The 24,503-nt window shown below is 62.3% G+C and carries 37 protein-coding genes; all 37 read right to left on the bottom strand.

All coding sequences use genetic code 11. The features are described from left to right. Window positions 1–16 precede the first annotated feature (16 nt). Entirely contained in the window at window positions 17–391 is a 375-nt protein-coding gene (rpsM, locus tag CXY77_RS10485) for a 30S ribosomal protein S13 (RefSeq protein ID WP_092107268.1), read from the bottom strand. 131 nt (window positions 392–522) lie between these two features. Further along, entirely contained in the window at window positions 523–636 is a 114-nt protein-coding gene (gene rpmJ, locus CXY77_RS10480) for a 50S ribosomal protein L36 (protein ID WP_035834639.1), read from the bottom strand. A 67-nt stretch (window positions 637–703) separates the two neighbouring features. Continuing rightward, a complete protein-coding gene (gene infA, locus CXY77_RS10475; protein ID WP_035834638.1) occupies window positions 704–925 on the bottom strand; it encodes a translation initiation factor IF-1 in 222 nt (73 codons plus the stop codon). Between the two features lie 219 nt (window positions 926–1,144). After that, window positions 1,145–1,414, bottom strand: coding sequence for a hypothetical protein (locus CXY77_RS10470; RefSeq protein ID WP_104089492.1), 270 nt, complete (start codon window positions 1,412–1,414; stop codon window positions 1,145–1,147). 186 nt (window positions 1,415–1,600) lie between these two features. Further along, entirely contained in the window at window positions 1,601–2,383 is a 783-nt protein-coding gene (map, locus tag CXY77_RS10465; RefSeq protein ID WP_092339522.1) for a type I methionyl aminopeptidase, read from the bottom strand. 146 nt (window positions 2,384–2,529) lie between these two features. After that, complete coding sequence (locus CXY77_RS10460) at window positions 2,530–3,126, bottom strand: adenylate kinase (RefSeq protein ID WP_104089490.1); 597 nt, start codon at window positions 3,124–3,126, stop codon at window positions 2,530–2,532. Continuing rightward, the gene (secY, locus tag CXY77_RS10455; RefSeq protein WP_092339425.1) at window positions 3,123–4,445 is read right to left on the bottom strand and encodes a preprotein translocase subunit SecY; all 1,323 of its coding nucleotides are present in this window, start codon (window positions 4,443–4,445) and stop codon (window positions 3,123–3,125) included. The genes CXY77_RS10460 and secY overlap by 4 nt, the downstream gene beginning before the upstream one ends. A gap of 144 nt (window positions 4,446–4,589) precedes the next feature. After that, window positions 4,590–5,168 (bottom strand): 50S ribosomal protein L15, encoded by a 579-nt coding sequence (rplO, locus tag CXY77_RS10450; RefSeq protein WP_104089489.1) that lies wholly within the window; start codon window positions 5,166–5,168, stop codon window positions 4,590–4,592. After that, window positions 5,168–5,350, bottom strand: a complete 183-nt coding sequence (gene rpmD / locus CXY77_RS10445; RefSeq protein WP_066597599.1) for a 50S ribosomal protein L30 — start codon at window positions 5,348–5,350, stop codon at window positions 5,168–5,170. The genes rplO and rpmD overlap by 1 nt, the downstream gene beginning before the upstream one ends. After that, window positions 5,350–6,057: a 30S ribosomal protein S5 gene (rpsE, locus tag CXY77_RS10440; RefSeq protein WP_369827303.1), complete on the bottom strand. Its 708-nt coding sequence runs from the start codon at window positions 6,055–6,057 to the stop codon at window positions 5,350–5,352. Before rpsE ends, rpmD begins: the two co-directional genes overlap by 1 nt. Then, entirely contained in the window at window positions 6,054–6,425 is a 372-nt protein-coding gene (gene rplR / locus CXY77_RS10435; RefSeq protein ID WP_092107252.1) for a 50S ribosomal protein L18, read from the bottom strand. The genes rpsE and rplR overlap by 4 nt, the downstream gene beginning before the upstream one ends. A gap of 2 nt (window positions 6,426–6,427) precedes the next feature. Next, window positions 6,428–6,964 (bottom strand): 50S ribosomal protein L6, encoded by a 537-nt coding sequence (gene rplF / locus CXY77_RS10430; RefSeq protein ID WP_092339429.1) that lies wholly within the window; start codon window positions 6,962–6,964, stop codon window positions 6,428–6,430. A gap of 6 nt (window positions 6,965–6,970) precedes the next feature. Beyond that, window positions 6,971–7,369, bottom strand: a complete 399-nt coding sequence (gene rpsH / locus CXY77_RS10425) for a 30S ribosomal protein S8 (protein ID WP_092107248.1) — start codon at window positions 7,367–7,369, stop codon at window positions 6,971–6,973. Window positions 7,370–7,577: 208 nt separating this feature from the next. Continuing rightward, a complete protein-coding gene (gene rplE, locus CXY77_RS10420) occupies window positions 7,578–8,183 on the bottom strand; it encodes a 50S ribosomal protein L5 (protein ID WP_092339433.1) in 606 nt (201 codons plus the stop codon). Further along, window positions 8,183–8,542 carry a 50S ribosomal protein L24 gene (rplX, locus tag CXY77_RS10415; protein WP_092339435.1) on the bottom strand — a complete coding sequence of 120 codons (360 nt, stop codon included), beginning with the start codon at window positions 8,540–8,542 and terminating at the stop codon, window positions 8,183–8,185. Before rplX ends, rplE begins: the two co-directional genes overlap by 1 nt. Window positions 8,543–8,544: 2 nt before the next feature. Further along, window positions 8,545–8,913, bottom strand: coding sequence for a 50S ribosomal protein L14 (gene rplN / locus CXY77_RS10410; protein WP_035834620.1), 369 nt, complete (start codon window positions 8,911–8,913; stop codon window positions 8,545–8,547). 34 nt (window positions 8,914–8,947) lie between these two features. Then, window positions 8,948–9,247: a 30S ribosomal protein S17 gene (gene rpsQ, locus CXY77_RS10405; protein ID WP_035834619.1), complete on the bottom strand. Its 300-nt coding sequence runs from the start codon at window positions 9,245–9,247 to the stop codon at window positions 8,948–8,950. A 2-nt stretch (window positions 9,248–9,249) separates the two neighbouring features. Next, entirely contained in the window at window positions 9,250–9,594 is a 345-nt protein-coding gene (gene rpmC, locus CXY77_RS20925) for a 50S ribosomal protein L29 (RefSeq protein ID WP_092339437.1), read from the bottom strand. After that, the gene (gene rplP / locus CXY77_RS10395; RefSeq protein WP_035880247.1) at window positions 9,594–10,013 is read right to left on the bottom strand and encodes a 50S ribosomal protein L16; all 420 of its coding nucleotides are present in this window, start codon (window positions 10,011–10,013) and stop codon (window positions 9,594–9,596) included. The genes rpmC and rplP overlap by 1 nt, the downstream gene beginning before the upstream one ends. Next, on the bottom strand, window positions 10,013–10,783 hold the full coding sequence (rpsC, locus tag CXY77_RS10390; protein WP_092107240.1) for a 30S ribosomal protein S3: 771 nt from the start codon (window positions 10,781–10,783) through the stop codon (window positions 10,013–10,015). Before rpsC ends, rplP begins: the two co-directional genes overlap by 1 nt. After that, entirely contained in the window at window positions 10,783–11,148 is a 366-nt protein-coding gene (gene rplV, locus CXY77_RS10385) for a 50S ribosomal protein L22 (protein ID WP_092339439.1), read from the bottom strand. Before rplV ends, rpsC begins: the two co-directional genes overlap by 1 nt. Before the next feature lie 26 nt (window positions 11,149–11,174). Then, window positions 11,175–11,456 (bottom strand): 30S ribosomal protein S19, encoded by a 282-nt coding sequence (gene rpsS, locus CXY77_RS10380; protein WP_092107237.1) that lies wholly within the window; start codon window positions 11,454–11,456, stop codon window positions 11,175–11,177. A 9-nt stretch (window positions 11,457–11,465) separates the two neighbouring features. Next, window positions 11,466–12,305 (bottom strand): 50S ribosomal protein L2, encoded by an 840-nt coding sequence (gene rplB, locus CXY77_RS10375; protein ID WP_092339441.1) that lies wholly within the window; start codon window positions 12,303–12,305, stop codon window positions 11,466–11,468. A 23-nt stretch (window positions 12,306–12,328) separates the two neighbouring features. Further along, window positions 12,329–12,631 (bottom strand): 50S ribosomal protein L23, encoded by a 303-nt coding sequence (gene rplW, locus CXY77_RS10370; protein ID WP_092107233.1) that lies wholly within the window; start codon window positions 12,629–12,631, stop codon window positions 12,329–12,331. Then, window positions 12,631–13,281, bottom strand: coding sequence for a 50S ribosomal protein L4 (rplD, locus tag CXY77_RS10365; RefSeq protein WP_092107231.1), 651 nt, complete (start codon window positions 13,279–13,281; stop codon window positions 12,631–12,633). Before rplD ends, rplW begins: the two co-directional genes overlap by 1 nt. Window positions 13,282–13,286: 5 nt before the next feature. Beyond that, entirely contained in the window at window positions 13,287–13,946 is a 660-nt protein-coding gene (rplC, locus tag CXY77_RS10360; RefSeq protein ID WP_092339443.1) for a 50S ribosomal protein L3, read from the bottom strand. An 8-nt stretch (window positions 13,947–13,954) separates the two neighbouring features. Next, window positions 13,955–14,263 carry a 30S ribosomal protein S10 gene (gene rpsJ / locus CXY77_RS10355; protein WP_035834607.1) on the bottom strand — a complete coding sequence of 103 codons (309 nt, stop codon included), beginning with the start codon at window positions 14,261–14,263 and terminating at the stop codon, window positions 13,955–13,957. A 481-nt stretch (window positions 14,264–14,744) separates the two neighbouring features. Beyond that, complete coding sequence (locus tag CXY77_RS10350) at window positions 14,745–15,194, bottom strand: hypothetical protein (protein ID WP_140425510.1); 450 nt, start codon at window positions 15,192–15,194, stop codon at window positions 14,745–14,747. Window positions 15,195–15,340: 146 nt separating this feature from the next. Then, entirely contained in the window at window positions 15,341–16,534 is a 1,194-nt protein-coding gene (gene tuf, locus CXY77_RS10345) for an elongation factor Tu (protein WP_092107225.1), read from the bottom strand. A gap of 134 nt (window positions 16,535–16,668) precedes the next feature. Next, window positions 16,669–18,783 (bottom strand): elongation factor G, encoded by a 2,115-nt coding sequence (gene fusA, locus CXY77_RS10340; RefSeq protein WP_092339447.1) that lies wholly within the window; start codon window positions 18,781–18,783, stop codon window positions 16,669–16,671. A gap of 124 nt (window positions 18,784–18,907) precedes the next feature. After that, a complete protein-coding gene (rpsG, locus tag CXY77_RS10335) occupies window positions 18,908–19,378 on the bottom strand; it encodes a 30S ribosomal protein S7 (protein ID WP_092107221.1) in 471 nt (156 codons plus the stop codon). After that, window positions 19,378–19,752: a 30S ribosomal protein S12 gene (gene rpsL / locus CXY77_RS10330; RefSeq protein WP_035834602.1), complete on the bottom strand. Its 375-nt coding sequence runs from the start codon at window positions 19,750–19,752 to the stop codon at window positions 19,378–19,380. Before rpsL ends, rpsG begins: the two co-directional genes overlap by 1 nt. A 439-nt stretch (window positions 19,753–20,191) precedes the next feature. Continuing rightward, complete coding sequence (locus CXY77_RS10325; RefSeq protein WP_104089486.1) at window positions 20,192–20,914, bottom strand: spermidine/putrescine ABC transporter substrate-binding protein; 723 nt, start codon at window positions 20,912–20,914, stop codon at window positions 20,192–20,194. 115 nt (window positions 20,915–21,029) lie between these two features. After that, window positions 21,030–21,521 (bottom strand): DUF6121 family protein, encoded by a 492-nt coding sequence (locus tag CXY77_RS10320; RefSeq protein ID WP_104089484.1) that lies wholly within the window; start codon window positions 21,519–21,521, stop codon window positions 21,030–21,032. A 117-nt stretch (window positions 21,522–21,638) separates the two neighbouring features. Continuing rightward, window positions 21,639–22,742, bottom strand: coding sequence for a hypothetical protein (locus CXY77_RS10315; protein ID WP_104089483.1), 1,104 nt, complete (start codon window positions 22,740–22,742; stop codon window positions 21,639–21,641). Between the two features lie 87 nt (window positions 22,743–22,829). Then, window positions 22,830–22,961 carry a hypothetical protein gene (locus CXY77_RS20855; RefSeq protein ID WP_255410014.1) on the bottom strand — a complete coding sequence of 44 codons (132 nt, stop codon included), beginning with the start codon at window positions 22,959–22,961 and terminating at the stop codon, window positions 22,830–22,832. Continuing rightward, window positions 22,961–24,406, bottom strand: coding sequence for a type IV pilus twitching motility protein PilT (locus CXY77_RS10310; protein ID WP_304466263.1), 1,446 nt, complete (start codon window positions 24,404–24,406; stop codon window positions 22,961–22,963). Before CXY77_RS10310 ends, CXY77_RS20855 begins: the two co-directional genes overlap by 1 nt. Window positions 24,407–24,503 lie beyond the last annotated feature (97 nt).

Genomic DNA, 24,503 nt, shown 5'->3' with positions numbered 1-24,503 from the left:
GGGCTAGGCCGAGGGCCTAGCGCGCCTTCTTCTTGCCGGCTACGGTGCGCTTCGGGCCCTTGCGGGTGCGAGCGTTGGTCTTGGTGCGCTGTCCGCGAACGGGCAGGCCCTTGCGGTGGCGAATGCCCTCGTAGCTGCCAATTTCAACCTTGCGGCGGATGTCAGCGGCAACCTCACGGCGGAGGTCACCCTCAACCTTGAAGGAACCCTCGACGTAGTCGCGGAGAAGGACGAGCTGGTCGTCGCTCAAATCCTTGACGCGGATGTTTCCGTCGATTCCAGTGTCGGCGAGGGTCTTGAGGGCCCTCGTACGGCCAACACCGTAAATGTAAGTCAATGCAACTTCCACGCGCTTATCGCGCGGGATGTCGACGCCGGCTAGACGTGCCATTGTGTCTCCTGTTAGTGATGGAGGTCTGTAACAGCTCCTGTACACCGGCCTCCAACCGATGGTGTCACCCTCACGGGCTCCCGGAACTGCTAGTAAATATTCAGTTATTCAGGTAAATCTCGAAGGGAGACTTAACCCTGGCGCTGCTTGTGACGCGGGTTCTCGCAGATGACCATCACGTTGCCGTTACGGCGGATGACCTTGCACTTGTCACAGATCTTTTTGACGCTGGGCTTGACCTTCATGGTGATTCCTTGTTTTTCGCTGTCTTCGTACCCGCGGGATGCCGAGGGCCGTTACTTACAGCAGTCGTTACTTGTAGCGGTAGACGATCCGGCCGCGGGTCAGGTCGTACGGGCTGAGTTCTACGATCACGCGGTCCTCCGGGAGGATGCGGATGTAGTGCTGGCGCATCTTGCCCGAGATGTGGGCAAGAACTCGGTGGCCGTTTGACAGCTCAACGCGAAACATCGCGTTGGGCAGAGCTTCGACTACTGCGCCCTCGATTTCGATGACACCGTCTTTTTTGGCCATACCCTCACTGTCGCTCTGTATTGATTGCTGGTCATGCGGGATTGATGCCTGACACGCCACAAAAGACGACACCAGACACCAAGGATCAATCCTATGGTATGAGATTGCCTTTTGGCAATTCAGTCCTATAATCTCCCGCGCACCAGCGTCCCCGACTCGGCGGAAGCAGGTATGGCCGCAGGAGTCAGGGGCGCCGGTGGGCGCGGCTCGGGTTCTGGTTCAGCGGCTCACCCGCTGGGCTGCGGCGATGTCCCGGGTGACCGCGTCAAACAGTGGATGCCCCGGCGCCAGCCCGCAGACCACCTCCGCAATCCGAGGCGCAGCTTTCCCGGCCAGCAGGCGCTGAAGCTCGGCGGTCTGCGAATCGCCGGGTACGTCGAAGCGGAAAGCCGCGCGAATCGCCTCCAGCAGGGACACCGCGCTGCCGCCGCCTTCGGCGAGCTCCGCCGCCGGCCCGATGAACCGCTCAGACCGGCTGAGTGCGCGCATCGGCTCTCGCCCGGCCCTGCACGACCGTCCAGCCGGTGCGGCGACTCATTGACGGAACGGCGTCTGACGACCCGGTCGGGCTCGACCTCTAAGCCCCGCCGGCCGATCTCCCGCCGGAACTGGCGAGCACCCTCGCCGACCGAGCCGACGGCCACTTGATGGACCAGTAGCTACGCGATCAGCCAGCTACGGAATTGGGACGGGAACGATTCCGAACTGGGCGAGGCCGGAAGCTCCGCCGTCCTCGGCGGTGAGCACCCAGATGCCGTCCTTGTGCACGGCGACGCTGTGCTCCCAGTGCGCTGCGGCCTTGCCGTCGCTCGTGGCGACGGTCCAGTCGTCGTCGCGGGTGTAGGTGTCGATCGAGCCGAGCACGACCATCGGCTCAATGGCTACCACGAGGCCCGGCTTCACATCCGGGCCCTTCTGGCGCACGCGGTAGTTGAACACCGGCGGGGCTTCGTGCATGGAACGGCCGATGCCGTGGCCGACATAGTCGGTGAGGATGCCGTAGGTGCCCTGCGACTCGATGTAGTCCTCGATGGCGTCGCCGACCTCGTTCAGGTGGCGCGCGGTGTGCAGTCGGGCGATACCGTGCCAGAGCGACTGCTCGGTCACGTCGGAGAGCTTCTGGCGTTCGGCCACGAGCTCGGGGCGCGACTCGTCGGGGAGCACGAAGCTGAACGCAGCGTCACCGTTCCAGCCTTCGATGATCGCTCCGCTGTCGATCGAGACGATATCGCCGGCGCCGAGGCGACGTGCAGACGGGATCCCGTGCACGACGTCGTCGTTCACCGAGGCGCACACAGTGTGGTGGTAGCCCTGTTCGAGTTTGAAGTTCGGCTTACCGCCGAGCAGGGCGATGGCGGCCTCAGCAGCGGCATCAAGCTCGAGCGTGGTCGCGCCGATGACCATGGCCGCGCGGGCAGCTTTGAGCGATGCCGCGGTGGCCAGACCCGGTGCCACCATGAGGCGCAGCTGGGCTGGGTTCTTGTAGATGGAACGTCGAAGACTCACTGATTTCCTACAAACTAGCTCCGAGAACGGGAGCGATTATTCAATTGGTGGTGCACATGATGATGGGCCGGGCCTTTCGGCCCAGCCCCAAACTGTTGCTAGAGAGTGCTGCTGCCCTGGAGCAGGCCGCGTTCGGCCAGCGCAGCGAGAATGCGGTCGGTGACCACTTCAACGGCACCGAGGCCGTCGATGGTGACGACGAGGCCGCGGGCGCTGTACACATCGATGAGCGGAGCGGTCTGCTCAGCGTAGACGTCAAGACGGTGACGGATGACCTCGGCAGTGTCGTCCGCGCGGCCCTGCTCGGCTGCGCGCTTCAGCAGTCGGGCGACAACCTCGTCGGTGTCGGCGGTGATCAGAACGACCACGTCGAGCTGGGTGCCGCCAGCAACGAGCAGGCGGTCGAGCTCAACGACCTGATCGGTTGTGCGCGGGTAGCCGTCCAGCAGAAAACCGTTGGTGGCATCCGATTCTTTCAGACGGTCAGCGACGATCGCGTTGGTGAGGGTGTCCGGCACGTAGGCGCCGGCATCCATGAACGACTTGACCTCGAGCCCCAGCGGGGTGTTGTTGGTCACGTTGTAGCGAAAGATGTCACCGGTGGAAATAGCGGGAACGTCGAAGGCGAGCGCCAGACGCTCCGCCTGGGTGCCTTTGCCCGCGCCGGGCGGGCCGATCAGTAGTAAGCGCGTCATTTAAGAAGCCCCTCATAGTGTCGCTGTTGCAGTTGCGAGTCGATCTGCTTGACCGTCTCGAGCCCCACGCCGACGACGATGAGAATGCTCGCGCCGCCGAACGGAAAGTTCTGGTCGGCGCCGATAACCGAGAACGCGATCAACGGGATGAGCGCGATCAGGCCCAGATAGATCGAGCCGGGGAGCGTGATTCGGGTCAGCACGAAGTCGAGGTACTCGGCGGTCGGGCGGCCGGCGCGAATGCCGGGAATGAACCCGCCGTACTTCTTCATGTTGTCGGCGACTTCTTCGGGGTTGAACGTGATGGCCACGTAGAAGTAGGTGAAGCCGATGATGAGCAGGAAGTACATGGCCATATACAGCGGCTGGTCGCCGCCGGTGAGGTTCTGCGAAATCCAGACTACCCAGGCCGGCGCTTCGGTTCCGGCGGCCGGCTGGTTGAACTGCGCGAGCAGGGCTGGCAGGTACAGCAGCGAGGAGGCAAAGATCACGGGGATCACACCGGCCATGTTGACCTTGATCGGAATGTAGGTGTTGTTGCCGCCGTAGGTGCGTCGGCCGACCATGCGCTTGGCGTACTGCACTGGTATTCGCCGCTGCGATTGCTCGACGAAAACCACGCCGGCGACCACCAATATTCCGACGATCAGAACGATGATCAGGGTGTCGGGACCCTGCTGCTGACCGATCGAGGCGAGCGAGCCGGGGAACAGGGCGGCAATCGAGATGAAGATCATGAGCGACATGCCGTTGCCGACGCCGCGTTCGGTGACGAGCTCACCCATCCACATGATGACGCCGGTGCCGGCGGTCATCGTGATGACCATGAGCATGATGGCATACCAGGCGTCGTTGGTGATCAGCTGCGTGCACTCGGTGCTGGCGGATGTCCCGAACAGGGCGCCGCTTCGAGCCACCGTGATCAGCGTGGTCGACTGCAGAATACCCAGGGCGATGGTGAGGTAACGCGTGTACTGGGTCAGAGTGCTCTGGCCCGATGCACCCTCTTTATAGAGAGTGTCGAAGTGGGGGATGACCACGCGCAGCAACTGCACGATGATCGAGGCCGTGATGTACGGCATGATGCCGAGCGCAAAGACGCTCAACTGCAGCAGGGCGCCACCACTGAACAGGTTGACGAGCTCGTAGAGGCCGCTCGTGCCCTGGTTGGCTGCGAGACACAGCTGCACATTGCCGAAGTCCACGAACGGGGCCGGTACGAACGAGCCCAGACGGAACAGAGCAATGATGCCCAGGGTGAAGCCGATCTTCTTACGAAGGTCGGGTGTGCGGAAGATCCGCGCAATGGCGCTAAACAAAAAGGCCTCCAGATTTTTACGCAGATCGACAGTGCATGTCGATGTAAAGCGGCAGATCGACTTAAAACGATCGAGCTTGTCGAATCACACCAAACGATTTACTCGATTGACGGATTCGACAAGCTCGATTGAGCGTCTTCGGACTTACTTTACAGATCCACCCGCGGCGACAATTTTCTGCTCAGCTGAAGCAGAGACCTTGTCGACCGTCACGTTCAGCTTAACGGTAATTTCACCGGTTCCAAGAACCTTGACTTTTTCGTTGTCACGAACCGCACCCTTGGCGATCAGGCTGGCAATGGTGACATCGCCGCCGTCCGGGTACAGCAGTTCGAGCTTTTCCAGGTTGACAACCTGGTACTCGACGCGGAACGGGTTCTTGAATCCACGCAGTTTCGGGGTGCGCATGTGCAGAGGCATCTGCCCACCCTCGAAGCCGACGCGCACGCTGTAGCGTGCCTTGGTGCCCTTGGTACCTCGACCCGCGGTCTTACCCTTGGATCCTTCACCACGGCCAACGCGCTGGCGGGCCTTCTTCGCTCCGGGAGCCGGGCGAAGGTGGTGTACCTTCAGCACGTGCTCGCGGGGCTCAGTCGGTTCTGCTGCAACGGCTGCCTTTTTGGGGGCAGTAGCCTTCTTCGGTGCTGCGGCCTTTTTGGGGGCAGCAGCCTTCTTCGTGGCGGGCTTGTCGGCTACCTTGGTAGCTTCCTTCTCGTCAGCCATTAGTCAATCTCCTCGACCTTTACGAGGTGAGCGACGGTGTTGACGTAGCCACGGTTCTGCGAGTTGTCCTCGCGGATGGTGACGGCGCCAATGCGTCGCAGACCCAGGCTGCGAAGAGTGTCGCGCTGGTTCTGCTTCTCACTAATTTTGGACTTGATCTGTGTGATCTTCAGCTGGGCCATCAGGCACCTGCCTTCGCGGTTGCGGCCGCTGCAGCTGCAGCGGCGTCGGCACGAAGAAAACGGGCCGGAGCCACGTCTTCATAGGCGAGGCCACGGCGAGCCGCAACCGCACGCGGCTCTTCGAGCTGGTGCAGTGCCTCGACCGTGGCGTGCACGATGTTGATGGTGTTCGACGAACCGAGCGACTTGCTCAGCACGTCGTGGATGCCAGCGCATTCGAGTACGGCGCGCACCGGGCCACCGGCGATAACGCCGGTACCTGCTGCTGCCGGACGAAGCAGAACGACGCCGGCTGCGGCTTCACCCTGCACGGGGTGCGGGATGGTCAGGCCAACGCGAGGAACGCGGAAGAAGTTCTTCTTCGCTTCTTCGACGCCCTTGGAGATAGCGGTCGGGACCTCGCGGGCCTTACCGTATCCAACGCCGACCAGGCCGTTACCGTCGCCGACGACGACGAGAGCGGTGAAGCTGAAGCGACGACCACCCTTGACGACCTTCGACACGCGGTTGATGGTGACGACGCGCTCCAGGAACTGGCTCTTGTCGGCATCGCGGCTTCCGCGGTCCTTGTTCGGGTTGCGCTCACGGCCACCACGACGAGCCTCGCGAGGCTCGTTCTGCGGCGGGGTCGTGGAGGCAGCGGTTTCAACCGGCGCCTCGGCAACGGCAGCAACAGGTGCTGTGGTTTCGATCTTTTCAGTGCTCACAGGTTCAATCCACCCTCTCGAGCTCCCTCAGCGATGGCTGCGACGCGTCCTGCGTACTTGCTGCCACCACGGTCAAATACAACGGCTTCGATGCCGGCGGCTTTCGCACGCTCAGCAACAAGCTCACCGACCTTGCGGGCCTTGGCGGTCTTGTCACCATCGAAGGTGCGCAAGTCCGTTTCGAGCGTGGATGCCGACGCAAGGGTGAAACCCTTGCTGTCGTCGACGACCTGCACGAATACGTGGCGAGCCGAGCGCGTGACGACGAGGCGCGGGCGAAGAGCCGTTCCCTCGATCTTCTTGCGAAGACGTGTGTGACGACGTCCGCGGGCTGCGGCCTTGCTCTTGCCTCTAGTTCCGAGTCCCATGGTTACTTACCGCTCTTTCCGGCCTTGCGGCGAACAATCTCGCCGGCGTAACGCACACCCTTGCCCTTGTAGGGCTCTGGCTTGCGAATCTTACGGATGTTGGCGGCAACCTCGCCGACGGCCTGCTTGTCGATTCCGCTGACCGTGAGCTTGTTGACGCTCTCAACGGTCAAAACGATTCCGACGGGCGGCTCGACGACGACCGGGTGCGAGAAGCCGAGGGCGAACTCAACGGAGGTGCCCTTCTGCGCCGCGCGGTAACCGGTACCGACGATTTCGAGACCCTTGGTGTAACCAACGGTTACGCCGATGATCTGGTTGTTGATCAGGGTGCGGGTCAGACCGTGCAGCGAACGCGACTGGCGCTCGTCGTTCGGACGGGTGACGAGAACGTGACCGTCCTCGATCGACACCGAGATGGGGTTGGAAACGACGAGCGCGAGCTCGCCCTTCGGGCCCTTGACGGAGACGGCCTGGCCGTCAGCCACAACCGTGACCCCAGCGGGGATCGGGATGGGGAGTCTTCCAATACGTGACATTCTCAGTTACCACACGTAGGCGAGAACTTCTCCGCCTACGCCCTTCTTCTCAGCCTGGCGGTCGGTGAGCAGACCGCTGGAGGTGGACAGGATGGCAACGCCGAGGCCGCCGAGAACCGTGGGGATCTCAGTCGACTTTGCGTACACGCGGAGGCCGGGCTTGGAAACCCGCTTGATGCCTACGATGGAGCGCTCGCGGTTCGGACCGAATTTGAGGTCCAAGGTGAGGGTCTTGCCTACTGTTGCATCCTTGACGGTCCAGGCGGAGATGTAACCCTGAGCCTTGAGGATGTCAGCGATGTGCGCTTTCAATTTGCTATGCGGCATCGACACTGTGTCGTGGTACGCCGAGTTCGCGTTGCGCAGTCTGGTCAGCATGTCTGCGACCGGATCTGTCATTGTCATTTTGTGGTGCCTTTCTCGCCTGGTTTCGCCCATCCGTTACACGAATGACGACCTGTGGTGGTGAGGAACCCGATCGGTTGATCGGATTCCGGGGTGAAAATCTGTGTGCGCCCAGTGAAAAACTGTGGGCGAGGCCAACCATAGTTGGGAGCTTGCAAGCGCAAGCTCCCAACTCTAGTTGAATTTGTTCCTCTGTAGTGAGGAACTGCTACTTGACGTCGTCCGTCTTGAACGGGAAACCGAGCGCCTTGAGCAGCGCGCGACCCTCGTCGTTGGTCTTCGCGGTCGTGACGACCGTGATGTCCATGCCGCGAACGCGGTCAATGCGGTCCTGGTCGATCTCGTGGAACATGACCTGCTCGGTCAGACCGAAGGTGTAGTTGCCCGCACCGTCGAACTGCTTGTCGGACAGACCGCGGAAGTCACGGATGCGAGGAAGGGCCAGGCTGAGCAGCCGGTCCAGGAACTCCCACATGCGGTCGCCACGAAGTGTGACGTGGGCGCCGATGGGCTGTCCCTCGCGCAGTTTGAACTGCGCAATGGACTTGCGGGCCTTGGTGACCTGCGGCTTCTGGCCGGTGATCTTGGTGAGGTCAGAAACCGCACCGTCCATCACCTTGCCGTCGCGTGCTGCTTCTCCGACACCCATGTTGACGACAATCTTCGTCAGGGTGGGGATGCGGTGCACGTTGGTGAAGCCGAGTTCTGCGGAAAGCTTGGCACTGATCTCATCGCGGTACTTCTGCTTCAGACGCGGCAGGGCCTTGACGGGCGCGGCTCCGCCTGTTCCTTCAACAACTGCGGTGTCAGTCATTAGAGGTCCTTCCCTGACTTCTTGGCGTAACGAATGCGGACCGTCTTGGAGACGCCGTCCTTCGTTACCTCTTCCTGGCGGAAGCCGACGCGGGTCGGCTTCTTGGTCTCCGGGTCGACGATGGCAACGTTGGACACGTGGATGGGGGCTTCGAAGGTCTCGATGCCGCCCGTCTTTGTGCCGCGCTGGGTCTGTCCGACGCGAACGTGCTTGGTCACGAAGTTGATGCCCTCAACGAGGACACGGTTCTTCGTGGCGTCGACGGAGATGATCTTGCCCTGCTTGCCACGGTCTCCGCCGCGAGCCTGGCTGCGGCCGCTGATGACCTGAACGAGGTCACCCTTTTTGATTCTGGCCATGATTAAATAACCTCCGGTGCCAGCGAGATGATCTTCATGAACTTCTTGTCGCGAAGCTCGCGACCGACCGGTCCGAAGATTCGGGTGCCGCGGGGGTCACCGTCTGCCTTCAAGATCACTGCAGCGTTCTCATCGAACTTGATGTAGGAGCCGTCTGGACGACGGGTCTCCTTCTTGGTGCGAACGATGACAGCTTTGACGATGTCACCCTTCTTGACGTTGCCGCCCGGGATTGCATCCTTGACCGTGGCGACGATGACGTCTCCGAGGCCGGCGTAGCGACGGCCTGAGCCACCGAGAACGCGGATGGTCAAGAGTTCCTTGGCACCGGTGTTGTCGGCAACTTTGACTCGTGATTCTTGCTGAAGCACTTTATAACTCCTTTACGTCAAGTAAGCGCGAGGCTTACTTGGCCTTCTCAAGAATCTCGACCAGGCGCCAGCGCTTGGAAGCGCTGAGCGGACGGGTCTCACTGATCAGGACCAGGTCGCCGATGCCGGCGGAGTTCGCCTCGTCGTGCGCCTTCAGCTTGGATGTACGGCGGATGACCTTGCCGTACAACGGGTGCTTCACGCGGTCTTCGACCACGACAATGATGGTTTTGTTCATCTTGTCGCTGGTCACGTAACCACGCAGCGTCTTGCGGTAACCGCGTACGAGCTCGGTGGCTTCGCCCGCGACGACCGTTTCGTCAGTCTTCGCCATGACTAGGCCTCCTTCGTCTCGACGGCCTCAGCTGCAGCGTCGTCGGTGGACTCCACTGCGGCCTTGGCCTTCTTGGTCTTTTTCTCGCCCTTTTCAGCCTTGGCCGGAGCCGGGGCTACGACCGGGGTGGCACGAATGCCCAGCTCGCGCTCACGGAGAACCGTGTAGATGCGAGCGATGTCGCGCTTGACCGCGCGGAGGCGGCCGTGGCTTTCGAGCTGACCGGTGGCCGACTGGAAGCGCAGGTTGAACAGCTCTTCCTTGGCCTTCTTCAGCTCGTCGAACAGCTTCTCATTGTCAAAAGTATCGAGCTCGACTGAGGCGAGCTCCTTGGTTCCGATCGCCATTATGCGTCGCCCTCCTCGCGCTTGATGATGCGTGCCTTGAGGGGCAGCTTGTGAATTGCGCGGGTCAGCGCCTCTTTCGCAACGGCGTCGGTGACACCGCTGAGCTCGAACAGAACGCGACCCGGCTTGACGTTGGCAACCCACCACTCGACCGAACCCTTACCGGAACCCATGCGGGTTTCGGCCGGCTTCTTGGTCAGCGGGCGGTCGGGGTAGATGTTGATCCACACCTTTCCGCCACGTTTGATGTGACGCGTCATGGCGATACGAGCGGACTCGATCTGACGGTTGGTCACATACGCGGGGGTCAGCGCCTGAATGCCGTACTCACCGAAGGACACCGTGGTGCCACCGGTAGCGTGGCCGGTGCGACCCGGGTGGTGCTGCTTGCGGTGCTTGACTCTACGTGGAATCAACATTATTTAGCCTCAACTCCTGCTGCGACCGGTGCCGCTGCCGGAGCATCTGCACGAGGTGCACGGCGCGGTCGATCGTCACGACGCTCGGGGCGGGACGACTTAGCGTTGGCCTGCTCGCGAGCGAGTTCCTTGTTGGTGATGTCGCCCTTGTAGATCCAAACCTTCACGCCGATACGGCCGAAGGTGGTCTTGGCTTCGTAGAAGCCGTAGTCGATGTTCGCGCGCAGGGTGTGCAGGGGCACACGGCCTTCGCGGTAGAACTCGCTGCGGCTCATCTCGGCGCCACCCAGACGACCCGACACCTGGATGCGAACACCCTTGGCGCCGGCGCGCTGTGCACCCTGCAGGCCCTTACGCATCGCGCGGCGGAAAGCCACACGAGCGGAGAGCTGCTCGGCAATACCCTGCGCGACGAGCTGGGCATCCTGCTCGGGGTTCTTGACCTCGAGGATGTTCAGCTGAATCTGCTTGGCGGTGAGCTTCTCAAGGTCAGAGCGGATGCGCTCGGCCTCCGCGCCGCGGCGACCAATCACAATGCCCGGACGGGCGGTGTGAATGTCAACGCGAACACGGTCACGAGTGCGCTCGATCTCGATACGGCTGACGCCGGCACGGTCAAGGCTGGTGCTCAGCAGGCGACGGATCTTGACGTCTTCTGCAACAAAGTCAGCGTAACGCTGACCTGGCTTGGTCGAGTCAGAGAACCAACGCGATACGTGATCGGTGGTGATTCCCAGACGGAAGCCGTAGGGGTTTACTTTCTGACCCATTACTTCGTACCCTCCTCAGGAGTGGTGAGCACAACCGTGATGTGGCTGGTGCGCTTCTTGATTTCGAATGCGCGACCCTGGGCACGAGCCTGGAAACGCTTGAGGGTCGTACCCTCGTCAACGAATGCCCGGCTGATGAACAGGTCCTGCTCGTCCAGATACGTGTTGGCTGCATCTGCTTTGACTCGGGCGTTGGCGATGGCCGAGGCCACCAGCTTGTAGACCGGGTCGGAAGCGCCCTGGGGCGCGAACTTCAGAATTCCCAGCGCTTCGTGCGCCTGCTTGCCGCGGATCATGTCAACGACGCGACGAGCCTTCTGGGGGGTAACGCGGATGTGACGCACGCGTGCGATCGACTCCACCATTTCTTCTCCTCCTTCACGTCCCCGCGTTAGCGGCGACGGCCCTTCTTGTCGTCCTTCACGTGTCCACGGAAGGTGCGGGTGGGCGCAAACTCACCGAGCTTGTGTCCGACCATGCTCTCGGTGACGAACACCGGGATGTGCTTGCGTCCGTCGTGCACTGCGATGGTGTGTCCGAGCATGTCGGGGATGATCATCGAGCGGCGCGACCAGGTCTTGATTACGTTCTTGCTCTTGGCTTCGTTCGCCGCGAACACCTTGCGAAGCAGGTGGTCGTCAACGAAAGGGCCTTTCTTAAGACTTCTTGGCATCGTCTACTCCTACTTACGCTTCTTGCCGACGGTGCGGCGACGAACAATGAGCTTGTCGCTTTCCTTATTCGGGTGGCGGGTGCGCCCTTCCTTCTGGCCCCAGGGGCTGACGGGGTGACGTCCACCGGACGTCTTACCCTCACCACCACCGTGCGGGTGATCGACCGGGTTCATGGCAACACCACGAACGGTCGGGCGAACGCCTTTCCAGCGCATACGTCCGGCCTTGCCCCAGTTGATGTTCGACTGCTCGGCGTTGCCGACCTCGCCGATCGTCGCGCGGCAGCGAGCATCCACGTTGCGGATTTCACCAGACGGCAGACGAAGCTGGGCGTAGACGCCCTCCTTCGCAACCAGGCGAACCGACGAACCGGCGGAGCGGGCCATCTTGGCGCCACCACCCGGACGCAGCTCGATCGCGTGAATGATGGTACCGGTGGGGATGTTCTTCAACGGCAGGTTGTTGCCGGGCTTGATGTCAGCCCCGGCTCCAGACTCGATGATGTCGCCCTGGCTGAGCTTGTTCGGCGCGATGATGTAACGCTTCGTGCCGTCGATGAAGTGCAGGAGCGCGATGCGCGCCGTGCGGTTCGGGTCGTATTCAATTTCAGCGACGCGGGCGTTGACGCCGTCCTTATCGTTGCGCTTGAAGTCGATCACGCGGTACTGGCGCTTGTGGCCACCACCGATGTGACGGGTCGTGATGCGGCCCTGGTTGTTACGCCCACCGGTCTTGGAGAGCGGACGCAGAAGCGACTTCTCCGGGGTGGAACGCGTGATTTCCGCGAAGTCGGCAACGGATGAACCGCGTCGACCCGGAGTCGTGGGCTTGTACTTACGAATAGCCATTAGTTATCCCTCTGCCTTGTCGCTTAGCCGACGGCCGTGAAGATGTCGATGGAGCCAGACTTGAGCGTGACAATGGCACGCTTGGTGTCCTTGCGCTTGCCCATGCCGAACTTGGTGCGGCGAGTCTTGCCCACGCGGTTCAGGGTGTTGATCGAAGCGACCTGCACCTTGAAGATCTTTTCGATCGCGAGCTTGATCTCCGTCTTGTTCGAGCGGGGGTCAACGATGAAGGTGTACTTACCCTCGTCAATCAGGCCGTAGCTCTTCTCAGAGACAACCGGAGAGATGATGATGTCGCGGGGGTCCTTGTTGGTCGCGATAGTCATTATGCGGCCACCTCTTCCTTCTTGGTCTTGCTCTCCACGAACGCGTTGAACGCGCCGGTGGTGAAGACAATGTCGTCGCTGACGAGCACGTCATAGGCGTTGAGCTGGTCCCACGAAAGGATGTGCACCGTCGGGATATTGCGAATGCTGCGCAACGTGGTCTCGTCGGTACGCTCGAGAACAACCAGCACGTGCTTGCTCGTGGCGATCTGCGTGAGCAGCTCCAGGGCAACCTTGGTGTTGGGGGTCTCAGCCGTGAACAGTGCCTCGACGATGTGCAGGCGGCCACCGCGGGCGCGGTCGCTCAGTGCACCCTTGAGGGCTGCGGCGATCATCTTTTTCGGGGTGCGCTGGTCGTAGCTGCGCGGGGTCGGTCCGTGGACGATTCCACCACCGGTCATCTGAGGAGCGCGGATGGAGCCCTGACGAGCGCGACCGGTTCCTTTCTGCTTGAACGGCTTGCGGCCGGCACCGGAAACTTCTCCACGGCGCTTGACCTTGCTCGTTCCCTGGCGTGCGGCAGCGAGCTGCGCAACAACGACCTGGTGGATGAGAGGAATGTTGGCGGGAACGTCGAAGAGCTCGTCGGGAAGCTCGGCAGAGCCTGCCTTCTTGCCCTTGGCGTCAATGATGTCGAGTGCTGTAGCCATAGTGACTAGGCTCCCTTCACTGCGTTGCGAACGAATACGAGGCGGCCACGGGCACCGGGAACGGCACCCTTGACGAGCATGAGGCCCTTGTCGGCGTCAATAGCGTGCACCTTGAGGTTCAGCACGGTTACGCGCTCGCCACCCATACGACCGGCCATGCGCATGCCCTTGAAGACACGGCTCGGGGTCGAGGAAGCACCGATGGAACCGGGCTTACGGTGGTTGCGGTGCGAACCGTGAGAGGAGGAGACACCCTTGAAGTTGTGACGCTTCATAACACCGGCGAAACCCTTACCCTTGCTGGTGCCCATGACATCAACCTTGGTGCCGGCAACGAAGACACCGTCAACGGTGAGTTCCTGGCCCAGGTTGTAATCAGCGGCATCCGCGGTACGGAGCTCGGTGATGTGGCGACGAGGCGTGACGCCGGCCTTGTCGAAGTGACCGGCAAGGGGCTTGTTGACCTTGCGCGGGTCGATGGGGCCAGCGGCGATCTGAACGCCGTTGTAGCCGTCGACGGCCTTGGTGCGGATCTGCGTGACAACGTTCGGCGCGATCTCGATGACGGTAACAGGAACAAGCTTGTTGTTCTCGTCCCACACCTGGGTCATGCCGAGCTTCTTGCCGAGGAGACCCTTGGTGGTCTTGGTATCGGAGTAAGACATCGCGGGCCCTAGAGCTTGATCTCGATGTTGACGTCGGCCGGAAGGTCGAGGCGCATGAGCGAGTCAACAGCCTTCGGGGTCGGGTCAATGATGTCGATCAGACGCTTGTGGGTGCGCATTTCAAAGTGCTCCCGGCTGTCCTTGTACTTGTGAGGGGAACGGATGACACACACCACGTTCTTCTCGGTCGGAAGCGGCACCGGGCCGACGACTGTAGCGCCCGCACGGGTCACTGTGTCGACGATCTTGCGCGCCGAAATGTCGATGACCTCGTGGTCATACGACTTAAGTCGAATGCGGATCTTCTGTCCCGCCATGTCGAACTCTCTCTCTGTCGAGGCGTCTTACAGACCACGGCAGGATTTGCCGAGGTTGCATTGGACGCCGTAGTAGCACTGCTGCTATTAGCACCACTGTTCATATGTCAATTTTGATTCACGCCAAATAATCGACGCTCATCGTCAACGCCGACTCCCAGAAGCAGAACCTGGGGGACGGCACGGTTTTACCCACGCCGACCAGATCGTTGATTTATGCTGCGCTCTGCTCCCTGCGGCCTAGCCTGCGATCTGCACAGTTCGACACGTGTTATTCGAAAGGGTGTGACGCGACTATGCACTGCCTGGCAGTGATTCCGGCGACGCGTAGCGCACGCCGAAAGTGTTGAACTAGAAGAGTCTGCCACACAGTTGCCATTACATGCAACCCGGGCGTGTCGCGCGCGGCGTGTCGCGCGATTTACCAGCGGATGCCCGCGGCCGACCAGCCACGAGCATCCGTTTTAGTGCGGCGGGTGACCTAGCCCTGAACGATTCCGGCGGCCACTCGCGGGCTTTGCTCCGGGCAGCTCTTGGCGGTGGATTCGGTCAGCACACGCTGGGCCATGATCTGACGGGATTGGTCGGACAGGCCGGTGGTCGGGTATTCGGCGAGCACCTTGGTGATGATCTCGGGAATCGACAGGGCGGCATATTGTTTAAGGCTGTCGCAGACCAGCACGCTGTAGACGCTGACGGTGCTGGTCACGATGCCGTCGAGAATCTGCTGTTCGGTCTGGGCTGTTGGCGCTGGTACGGGTGTGGACGTGGCAATCGCCGACGGCGTCGGCGTCTGCGTCACCCGGGCGATCGATGACTGGGCAGCGGGAGCGGACCCGGCCAGGCGGGGCACGATCACCACGGCGAGAATGGCCACCACAACGATCGCGATCCCCAGGAGGATGCGCATTTCCAGTTTCGATATCTGCATGCGCAGACCATAACCGGATATTCCCAATCCCGCGTCGGGTAGTGAGCGATCGTCATCCGCTTGAAATATTCGATTGCGTCAGGGGTGCAAAAAAGGGGCCGAACCCGAAGGTCCGACCCCTTTTCTTCAGATCTAAGTAAAGGAAATTACTTGATGATCTTGGTCACCGTGCCGGCGCCGACGGTGCGGCCACCTTCACGGATAGCGAAGCCGAGGCCCTCTTCCATGGCGATCGGCTGAATCAGCGCGACAGTCAGGTCGGTGGTGTCGCCAGGCATGACCATCTCGGTGCCCTCGGGCAGCGTGATGACGCCGGTGACGTCCGTGGTGCGGAAGTAGAACTGCGGGCGGTAGTTCGCGTAGAACGGGTTGTGACGGCCACCCTCGTTCTTGCTGAGGATGTACGCGGTGCCCTCGAAGTCGGTGTGCGGCGTAACCGAACCCGGCTTGACGACGACCTGGCCGCGCTCAACGTCTTCGCGCTTGGTGCCACGAAGAAGAAGTCCACAGTTCTCGCCGGCCCAAGCCTCGTCGAGCTGCTTGTGGAACATCTCAATACCGGTAACCGTGGTCTTCTGCGTCGGGCGGATGCCGACGATCTCGATCTCGGAGTTGATCTTGAGGGTTCCACGCTCGGCGCGGCCCGTAACAACGGTGCCACGGCCGGTGATCGTGAAGACGTCCTCGATCGGCATCAAGAACGGCTTGTCCTTGTCGCGGATCGGGTCCGGAATGAAGTCGTCAACAGCCTTCATGAGCTCAAGGATGTTGCCGGTCCACTTCTCGTCGCCTTCAAGCGCCTTGAGTGCGGAGACCTGGATGACGGGGGCGTTGTCGCCATCGAAACCCTGGCTGGAGAGAAGTTCACGAACTTCGAGCTCGACGAGCTCCATGATCTCTTCGTCATCAACCATGTCGGCCTTGTTCAGCGCGACGAGCAGGGTCGGAACGCCGACCTGCTTGGCGAGAAGAACGTGCTCACGGGTCTGAGCCATCGGGCCGTCAGTAGCGGCAACCACGAGGATTGCGCCGTCCATCTGAGCAGCACCGGTGATCATGTTCTTGATGTAGTCAGCGTGGCCCGGAGCATCGACGTGCGCATAGTGACGCTTGTCGGTCTCGTACTCAACGTGCGAAATGTTGATCGTGATGCCGCGCTGGCGTTCTTCCGGAGCCGAGTCAATCGACGCGAAGTCGCGCTGAACGTTGATCTTGGACGGGAACTTATCGGCAAGAACCTTGGAGATCGCTGCAGTCAGCGTGGTCTTTCCGTGGTCAACGTGACCGATCGTTCCGATGTTTACGTGCGGCTTTGTCCGCTCGAACTTGGCCTTGGCCACTGTGGGTCCTCCTCAGGACTCGCGTGCAAATTCACGGCCGCCGTTATGAGCGGCCGGTATGCGCTGGATGTGTCTACTTATGTTACTAGGGCCAGGTGGCCGAAGCGATTTTGGCCCGAAGGCCACCTTAGGGGCTATTCGCCCTTGTTCTTGTTGATGATCTCGTCGGCAACTGCCTTCGGGACCTCCGCATAGCTCTCGAACGTCATCGAGTACACCGCACGGCCGCTGGTCTTCGACCGCAGGTCACCGATGTATCCGAACATCTCCGACAGTGGAACGTGTGCGCGAATTACCTTCACGCCCTGCGCATCCTCCATGGTCTGGATCTGCCCACGACGCGAGTTGAGGTCGCCGATTACGTCACCCATGTATTCCTCAGGGGTACGAACTTCGACGGCCATCAGCGGCTCGAGCAGAACGGGGTTCGCCTTACGAACGGCTTCCTTGAAGCCCATCGAGCCAGCAATCTTGAAGGCCATCTCCGAGGAGTCGACGTCGTGCGCAGCGCCGTCAAGCAGGCTGGCTCGAACGCCCACCATCGGGTAGCCGGCCAGGATGCCTACGCGGAGCGCATCCTGAATTCCAGCATCCACCGAGGGGATGTACTCACGCGGGATACGACCACCGGTGACCTTGTTGAGGAACTCGTACGACTTCTCAGCAGTGATTTCCATCGGTTCGATCGCGATCTGAATCTTCGCGAACTGGCCGGATCCACCGGTCTGCTTCTTGTGCGTGTAGTCGTGACGCTCAACGGCCTTGCGGATCGTTTCGCGGTACGCCACCTGGGGCTTGCCGACGTTCGCCTCAACGTTGAATTCACGCTTCATGCGGTCGACCAGGATGTCCAGGTGAAGTTCACCCATTCCCTTGATTACCGTCTGGCCAGTTTCCTGGTTCTGTTCGGTACGGAAAGTGGGGTCTTCTTCGGCGAGCTTCTGAATGGCAAGGCCCAGTTTTTCCTGGTCCTGCTTGGTCTTGGGCTCGATAGCGACCTCGATAACCGGGTCAGGGAACGTCATGGACTCGAGTACGACCTGGGCATTCGGGTCGCACAGGGTGTCGCCCGTGGTGGTGTCCTTGAGGCCGATGACCGCGTAGATGTGACCGGCGGTGACGAAGGCCACCGGGTTCTCCTTGTTGGCGTGCATCTGGAAGATCTTGCCGATGCGCTCCTTCTTACCCTTGGTCGAGTTGATGACCTGGGCTCCGGAGTCGAGACGGCCCGAGTACACGCGCACGTAGGTGAGGCGACCGAAGAACGGGTGCACCGCAACCTTGAACGCGAGCGCCGTGAAGGGCTCCTCGGCGTCGGGGTGACGCATGATGACCTTTTCTTCGTCGCGCGGGTCGTGGGCCTCAATGGCAGGCACGTCGAGCGGCGTCGGAAGGTAATCGATGACAGCGTCGAGCATCGGCTGAACGCCGCGGTTCTTGAACGCAGAACCACACAGAACCGGGTAGATCTCACTGTTGATGGTGAGCTTGCGGATGGCGCCCTTGATCTCGGCAACCGTCAGCTCTTCGCCGGCGAAGTAACGCTCCATGAGGTCGTCGTCGGTTTCGGCAACGGTCTCGAGCAGAAGCTTGCGGTACTCGGCAGCCTTCTCCACGAGGTCGGCGGGGATCTCTTCGATGGCGTACTTCGAGCCCATCTCCACGTCACCCTTGGAGTCGCCGCGCCAGGTCAGTGCGCGCATCTGAACGAGGTCAACGACACCCTCGAACTCAGACTCTGCACCGATCGGCAGCTGGATGACCAACGGCTTCGCGCCGAGGCGCTTGATGATGGTGTCGACCGTGAAGTAGAAGTCGGCGCCGAGCTTGTCCATCTTGTTGACGAAGCAAATGCGGGGCACGTCGTACTTGTCGGCCTGACGCCACACGGTTTCGGACTGGGGCTCAACGCCCTCCTTGCCGTCGAACACGGCAACAGCACCGTCGAGAACGCGGAGCGAACGCTCCACCTCCACGGTGAAGTCCACGTGTCCGGGGGTGTCGATGATGTTGATCTGGTTGTTGTCCCAGAAACAGGTCGTCGCAGCGGAGGTGATCGTGATGCCACGTTCCTGCTCCTGAGCCATCCAGTCCATCGTCGAGGCGCCGTCGTGGGTCTCGCCGATCTTGTGGTTGACACCCGTGTAGAACAGGATGCGCTCAGTCGTGGTGGTCTTGCCAGCATCAATGTGAGCCATGATGCCGATATTGCGGACCTTACTCAGGTCGGTGAGCACGTCAAGTGCCACGGGGGTCCTCCGGAAGGGTAGGGGTGGGAATGCGGAACAAGGCCTTGAGCATCCGCTTAGCAGCTGGGCAGGCGCGTGTTTCACACGCGCCTGCCTGCTGATCAGGAATGCTCGATGGTTCTAACTACCAGCGGTAGTGCGCGAAGGCCTTGTTCGCTTCAGCCATCTTGTGAGTGTCTTCACGACGCTTGACAGCGGCACCGAGGCCGTTGCTCGCGTCGAGGATCTCGTTGGTGAGGCGCTCGGTCATGGTCTTCTCGCGACGCGCCTTGGCGTAGCTGGTCAACCAGCGAAGGGCCAACGTGTTGGCGCGGTGCGGCTTCACTTCGACGGGCACCTGGTAGGTGGAACCACCGACACGGCGCGAACGCACCTCGAGGGTCGGACGAACGTTGTCGAGTGCCTTCTTCAGCGTGACGACGGCATCCAGCTCGTTCTTGGCGGAGACTCCCGCGAGGGCATCGTAAACGATGCGCTCGGCGAGGCCCTTTTTGCCATCGAGAAGGATCTTGTTGACGAGCTGGCTGACGATGGGGGCACCGTAAACCGGGTCGGCAATGACAGGGCGCTTGGGAGCGGGTCCTTTACGGGGCATTACTTCTTCTCCATCTTTGCGCCGTAGCGGCTGCGGGCCTGCTTACGGTTCTTGACGGCCTGGGTGTCCAGTGCGCCGCGAATGATTTTGTAACGCACACCGGGGAGGTCCTTAACACGGCCTCCGCGCACGAGCACCATGGAGTGCTCCTGCAGGTTGTGGCCCTCGCCGGGAATGTAGGCGGTGACCTCGGTGCCGTTGGAAAGCTTGACGCGGGCGACCTTGCGAAGAGCCGAGTTCGGCTTCTTCGGGGTGGTGGTGTAGACGCGGGTGCAAACGCCGCGCTGCTGCGGGTTGGACTTCAGGGCGGGAGCCTTGGTCTTGGTGACCTTGGGGCTACGGCCCTTCCTGACCAACTGCTGAATGGTGGGCACTAATTACTCCTTGATATTGCTGCACGGTGACAGCTTTGTGATGGTTAGCATTCGATCTTGTCCTGACGGGTGGGATCGAGTTCATCTGGACCCGCTTGAACCCACACGATTGCTCGCGCGTGTTTTGGTGGGTATGCCGTGGGGGCGTGGTCTTTGACCAGCCCTACATGTGTGGAATCTCGCACCTGTGCTCTCAAGAGGGCATAATTCAGGCGCACGACAAAGCGCACACCGGGTAATTCTAGCCCGGCTGAGCCTCCATGGTCAAATGGGTTGCGCCCCGCGTCAGGCCCGCCGCCGCGCGGCCCTTTTCCCCGTTTAGCACTGTCAGAACAGGCCCTCTGCGGACGGGGCCCGGGCCCCGTCCGTGGGCCCAGTTTATAGACTGGGCCCGCGTTCACAAGGTGGGCCCGGACCGAGAACGGATGCTGCGGCTCGGCTAGGGATTGCGCGGCCACAGCGGCGAGTCGAGGGTGCTCTCGAGGTCAGCCAGCAAGGCCTGCACCTGGGGCTCGACGAACTCCGCGATTGCGGCGAGCAAGCGGGGCTTTTGTTGGGCGAGCTGGGCGCAAACCCGCAGGCCGACCTGGGTGGCGAACTCGTCAGCGAGGGCCATCTCGGCCTTCAGGGCGGCCTTCTCTTCGGGGCTGAGCGGCGGAAGCGGTTCGAACGGTGTCGGGGCGGGGAGCTCGAGCTGGAGTTCCTGCTCTGCGGCATCGAGCGAGGACGGGGGTGCCGGCTGGGGTTCGGCGGGCTGCTGGTCGGCGAGTTCGCTGAAGGTGAAGAGGTACGGGGCATCCGCTGCGGGTTGCGGGTCGAGATCGAGCCCGCGAAACTCCGGTTCGAGGCCCTCAGCCGGCCGATAGGCCTGGGCGGATTCGCGGCGCTCGCTCAGGTTGAGCTCGTGCGCGAGCAGCGGCAGATTGCGCTCGGTATATTCGTCGACCGAGGCGTCGATGACGATCTTCATGCGCATGGAAAGGGCGTGCTGAACGACGTGGGGAACGTCGACGGCGAGTCCGGCGGAGGCGATGATCGGGGATCCGAAGCATCGGCGGCACAGGCGGGCACGGCCGCGGTGCGTTGCGGGGCGCCACCGGGTGATCCAACGCAGCCAGTTCTCAACCTCGTGGTTGACGCGCGACTCGATGGACCTATCCATAATTCATAAGGTTACTCGTACGCGGGTCGTGCGCGAGATGCCAACATCGGCCCCATGAATGGGGCTGCTGAGGGTGCCGCGCGCGCGAGACGTCACGAAACGCCCCATCAGCGCGCTAGTTGTCGTCGTTCTTCTCCCAGGGCCACTCGGGAGCGCCGGAGCCAGCGGGTTTGGCGAGCAGCACCACGAAGAACAGAAAGGCGATGAGCCAGCCGCTCACGGCGACGGCGATCGCGAACGGGCCCATCATTTCGCCGCCGATGAAGATGACCGAGCGAAAGAGTTCGCCGGCGCCGAGGCTATAGACCACTCCCCCGGAGACGCAATAGCCGAGGTAGGCGGCGACTCCGGCAATGAAGATCGGCAACGGCGGAACCTGCGTCAGCCGTTCGGGCGAGCGCAGCACCGCGCTGAGCATGACCCAGACCAACGCGAGGGCCGCTGTGGTGACCATGATGGGGCCGAGGAGGGCGCCGGCATCCGTTTCGTTGATGACGTCACGATTGAGCAGCAGACTGAGCACGCCGAACGCCGCGACGATGAAGGCAACGTAGAGGGCGACCGAGAAGGCTGCCATGGTGATCGCGTACTTTCGATATTCCCGCATGGCTCCAGCGTAGGCCCGCCCGCCGGCTACCGGTGCCGGACGGGGCCTGGGCCCGAGCCATGGGCCCAGTTTATAAACTGGGCCCATGGACGGGGCCTGGGCCCCGTCCGCAAGGAGCTAGGGGCGGGAGACCTGGGGGCCGTCGGCGAGCAGGCGCTCATACTCGGTGCGGGCCTCGAGGTTCTTCGCGGTGACGCGGCGTCCGCGGCGGGCGATCCAGGCTCCGGCCCAGATCGGCACCTCGCGGGCGATGAGCCCGGCAGCGATGGCGCCGGGGTTCAGCCACAGGGTCGATACGATGCGGCTGAGTTCGGTCGGGGTCAGGCCGTCAGACTGGCCGTCGATCACGAGGCCGAGCATGGCCCCGCCGATGTAGGAGAAGTACACCACGACGCCGACGAAGAAACCGAACAGCACGTACGCCCACCAGCCGCCGCGGTTGACCAGCACAATCAGGGCGGCATAGGCCAGGAAGAAGAAGATGACCGGAATGTAGAATCTCGGCAGCCCGACGAAGGACGTGAAGGTGCTCACGGTGACGGCCATGGTCGCGCTCGTCACGCCGATGATGATGAACGCCGCGACGGCGTACAGCACCGCGAAAACCACCGTGGCGAGCAGGGCGATCAGAATGCCGCCGCCCCGGTTGCTGCGGTCCTTGGGCTTGGTGGGTGCCTGCACGTAGATCGGCGACTGGGCCGGGGGCGTGTACGACGGCGGGGTCGAGACCGGCACGTCACGGGGGGCCTCGACGACGGAGTAGTCGATCGGCGTCTCCGCGGCGGCGGCCGTTCCCACGGCGAGCGCGACCGGCACGACGGGCGACGCCGGCTCTGACTCAATGGCTGTGCTCGTGGCCGGAACCGTTTCGGCGGGAGTATAGGAGTCGGAGTAGTCGTCGGCAAGGCTCGGTGCGTCGGCATCGCGGGGCGCGACCGGAGCGGCCGTTGACATGGGGGCCAGGTTGCGGGCGTCGGCCGAAGCGGATGCCACGTCGGCGCGCTCGGCAGCGCTCAGGTTGGCGTTGATGGCGTCATAGTCGATGACGATGGGTTCCTGAACGGGCTCGGCGAGCGAAGCCGTTGGCTCGACCACGACCGCGGCGTGCTCGGGGGCACCGCTCTGGTCGGTGGAATCCTGCTCGGGCGCGCTCGAATCGGGCGCTGCGGCAGCATCCGTTTCCGGGTTCTTCTTGCCGTCGGTTGGCGTGTTGTCGCTCATGCTGAACTCCTCGTGGCCTTCGCCGTGACTGACCTCTACTGTACCAAGGGCACAGCAAATGCCACGGAGACTCGGCGCGCCGCCGCATTATCCAGCGGATGCCGCCGCCGGCGCCACCAGCGAATACGCCTGCCCCGAGTTGAGCACGTCGACTCGCCCTTTCACGTTCGTACCCCGGGTGTCGCGACCGGTGTAGCTGAAGACCAGTGTCTCCGGCATCAGAGAACCGCGCGGGAAAAGCCGGCGTCGTAGTCGGCAGCGCGGCCGGTGTCGTAGCCGCCGCTGCTGTACCCGCTCGCGCCCGCGAAGGCGAAGGCTCCGCCGCCCGCCGCCGACTCGGTGCGGTGAATGAGCAGCTCAACGCCGATGACATCGTGGGCCTTGGCGAGCGCGGCCGTACGGGCGATCTGGCCGGCGTTGACCAGTTCGGCGAGGTGCTGGTCCATGGTGTGCATGCCCTTGTCGCGGCCGCTCTGCATCATGGATTCGATCTGGTGCGTCTTGCCCTCGCGAATGAGGTTGGCAATGGCCGGCGTGGTTACAAGCACCTCGGTCGCGGCAACCCGGCCGGAACCGTTCGCCCACTTCACCAGGGTCTGACAGACCACGCCCTGCAGGGTCTGGGCGAGCTGCGCCCGCACCTGGTTCCGCTGGTGCGGCGGAAACACGTCGATGATGCGGTCGATCGTCTGGGCAGCGCTCTGCGTGTGCAGGGTCGCGAAGACGAGGTGGCCGGTTTCGGCGGCGGTCAGCGCTACCTGAATCGTCTCAAGGTCCCGCAGTTCGCCGATGAGAATCACGTCGGGGCCCTGCCGCAGCACGTGTTTCAAAGCGGATGCGAAACTCGCCGTGTCGTGCCCCACCTCGCGTTGGGTCACGATTGACTTTTTGTGCGCGTGCAGAAACTCGATCGGGTCTTCCACGGTGACGATGTGGTCGGCCCTGGTGCTGTTCACGAGGTCGACGAGGGCGGACAGGGTGGTGGACTTCCCAGAGCCGGTAGGCACGGCCACGAGCACCAGCCCGCGAGGCAGCGCCGCGAACGTGGCCACCGATTGCGGAATTCCCAGGGCCTTGAGGTCTTTGATCTCGCTCGGAATGAGCCGAAAGACCGCACCGACTGCGCCACGCTGCTGGTGCACGTTGACTCGAAAGCGGTTGGACGTGCCGCTGACCGCGGTGTCCTCGAGCGTGTACGCGAAGTCGAGTCCGTGGTCGCGATCGAAGCTGGTCTGCTGGGCGCGGGTGAGAATGCTGCGGATCGCGAGGTCTGCCTTTTGGCGCGACCAGGCCGGGCCAATGCCCACCGGGCCCAGATCGCCAGCGCGGCGAATGCTCGGCGGAGCTGCGACGGAGACATGCAGGTCGGAAGCCTTGCGTAGCACAACCTCGGTGAGCGCTTCGATCAGGTCGGTGTCTGGAGCGCCGAGCACATCGGGCTCCGCCTGGCCGACGCTTCGCAGAATGCGGTCGCCGGGAACACTGCGTAGCGCCATGCGCGTGCGCCTGCGGTTCGTGGGAAGCACGCGAATTTCGTCGCGGTGGGTGGCGTTCACTGCGGCGGAGGCCGAAACCGGGGTGAAGCCCACCAGATCGGCGTAAAGCAGGCCAGCGCCTGGCGACGCGGTGTGGTCGATCAGCGCAGAGTTTTTCGGGCCGTCCATGAGGAATCCTTTTCGCAAAGCAAGTGTCGGGTACTGACTGCCGCGGAACAGGTACGGCCGTGCGGGTAGATCACGAGCGGATGCCGAGGGTGCGGCA

This window comes from Cryobacterium sp. N21, assembly GCF_002929575.1.
GTDB classification, from domain to species: domain Bacteria; phylum Actinomycetota; class Actinomycetes; order Actinomycetales; family Microbacteriaceae; genus Cryobacterium; species Cryobacterium flavum.
This window is presented reverse-complemented; position numbering and strand designations above follow the sequence as displayed.

Bases quoted from the DNA above. Each gene is read 5' to 3' on its own strand.
- rpsM (WP_092107268.1), bottom strand. From the start codon at position 391: ATGGCACGTCTAGCCGGCGTCGACATCCCGCGCGATAAGCGCGTGGAA.
- rpmJ (WP_035834639.1), bottom strand. From the start codon at position 636: ATGAAGGTCAAGCCCAGCGTCAAAAAGATCTGTGACAAGTGCAAGGTC.
- infA (WP_035834638.1), bottom strand. From the start codon at position 925: ATGGCCAAAAAAGACGGTGTCATCGAAATCGAGGGCGCAGTAGTCGAA.
- CXY77_RS10470 (WP_104089492.1), bottom strand. From the start codon at position 1,414: ATGCGCGCACTCAGCCGGTCTGAGCGGTTCATCGGGCCGGCGGCGGAG.
- map (WP_092339522.1), bottom strand. From the start codon at position 2,383: ATGGTGGCACCGGGTCTGGCCACCGCGGCATCGCTCAAAGCTGCCCGC.
- CXY77_RS10460 (WP_104089490.1), bottom strand. From the start codon at position 3,126: ATGACGCGCTTACTACTGATCGGCCCGCCCGGCGCGGGCAAAGGCACC.
- rplO (WP_104089489.1), bottom strand. From the start codon at position 5,168: ATGGCTGACGAGAAGGAAGCTACCAAGGTAGCCGACAAGCCCGCCACG.
- rpmD (WP_066597599.1), bottom strand. From the start codon at position 5,350: ATGGCCCAGCTGAAGATCACACAGATCAAGTCCAAAATTAGTGAGAAG.
- rplR (WP_092107252.1), bottom strand. From the start codon at position 6,425: ATGGGACTCGGAACTAGAGGCAAGAGCAAGGCCGCAGCCCGCGGACGT.
- rplF (WP_092339429.1), bottom strand. From the start codon at position 6,964: ATGTCACGTATTGGAAGACTCCCCATCCCGATCCCCGCTGGGGTCACG.
- rpsH (WP_092107248.1), bottom strand. From the start codon at position 7,369: ATGACAATGACAGATCCGGTCGCAGACATGCTGACCAGACTGCGCAAC.
- rplE (WP_092339433.1), bottom strand. From the start codon at position 8,183: ATGACTGACACCGCAGTTGTTGAAGGAACAGGCGGAGCCGCGCCCGTC.
- rplX (WP_092339435.1), bottom strand. From the start codon at position 8,542: ATGGCCAGAATCAAAAAGGGTGACCTCGTTCAGGTCATCAGCGGCCGC.
- rpsQ (WP_035834619.1), bottom strand. From the start codon at position 9,247: ATGGCGAAGACTGACGAAACGGTCGTCGCGGGCGAAGCCACCGAGCTC.
- rpmC (WP_092339437.1), bottom strand. From the start codon at position 9,594: ATGGCGATCGGAACCAAGGAGCTCGCCTCAGTCGAGCTCGATACTTTT.
- rplP (WP_035880247.1), bottom strand. From the start codon at position 10,013: ATGTTGATTCCACGTAGAGTCAAGCACCGCAAGCAGCACCACCCGGGT.
- rpsC (WP_092107240.1), bottom strand. From the start codon at position 10,783: ATGGGTCAGAAAGTAAACCCCTACGGCTTCCGTCTGGGAATCACCACC.
- rplV (WP_092339439.1), bottom strand. From the start codon at position 11,148: ATGGTGGAGTCGATCGCACGCGTGCGTCACATCCGCGTTACCCCCCAG.
- rpsS (WP_092107237.1), bottom strand. From the start codon at position 11,456: ATGCCAAGAAGTCTTAAGAAAGGCCCTTTCGTTGACGACCACCTGCTT.
- rplB (WP_092339441.1), bottom strand. From the start codon at position 12,305: ATGGCTATTCGTAAGTACAAGCCCACGACTCCGGGTCGACGCGGTTCA.
- rplW (WP_092107233.1), bottom strand. From the start codon at position 12,631: ATGACTATCGCGACCAACAAGGACCCCCGCGACATCATCATCTCTCCG.
- rplD (WP_092107231.1), bottom strand. From the start codon at position 13,281: ATGGCTACAGCACTCGACATCATTGACGCCAAGGGCAAGAAGGCAGGC.
- rplC (WP_092339443.1), bottom strand. From the start codon at position 13,946: ATGTCTTACTCCGATACCAAGACCACCAAGGGTCTCCTCGGCAAGAAG.
- rpsJ (WP_035834607.1), bottom strand. From the start codon at position 14,263: ATGGCGGGACAGAAGATCCGCATTCGACTTAAGTCGTATGACCACGAG.
- CXY77_RS10350 (WP_140425510.1), bottom strand. From the start codon at position 15,194: ATGCAGATATCGAAACTGGAAATGCGCATCCTCCTGGGGATCGCGATC.
- rpsG (WP_092107221.1), bottom strand. From the start codon at position 19,378: ATGCCCCGTAAAGGACCCGCTCCCAAGCGCCCTGTCATTGCCGACCCG.
- CXY77_RS10325 (WP_104089486.1), bottom strand. From the start codon at position 20,914: ATGGATAGGTCCATCGAGTCGCGCGTCAACCACGAGGTTGAGAACTGG.
- CXY77_RS10320 (WP_104089484.1), bottom strand. From the start codon at position 21,521: ATGCGGGAATATCGAAAGTACGCGATCACCATGGCAGCCTTCTCGGTC.
- CXY77_RS10315 (WP_104089483.1), bottom strand. From the start codon at position 22,742: ATGAGCGACAACACGCCAACCGACGGCAAGAAGAACCCGGAAACGGAT.
- CXY77_RS20855 (WP_255410014.1), bottom strand. From the start codon at position 22,961: ATGCCGGAGACACTGGTCTTCAGCTACACCGGTCGCGACACCCGGGGT.
- CXY77_RS10310 (WP_304466263.1), bottom strand. From the start codon at position 24,406: ATGGACGGCCCGAAAAACTCTGCGCTGATCGACCACACCGCGTCGCCA.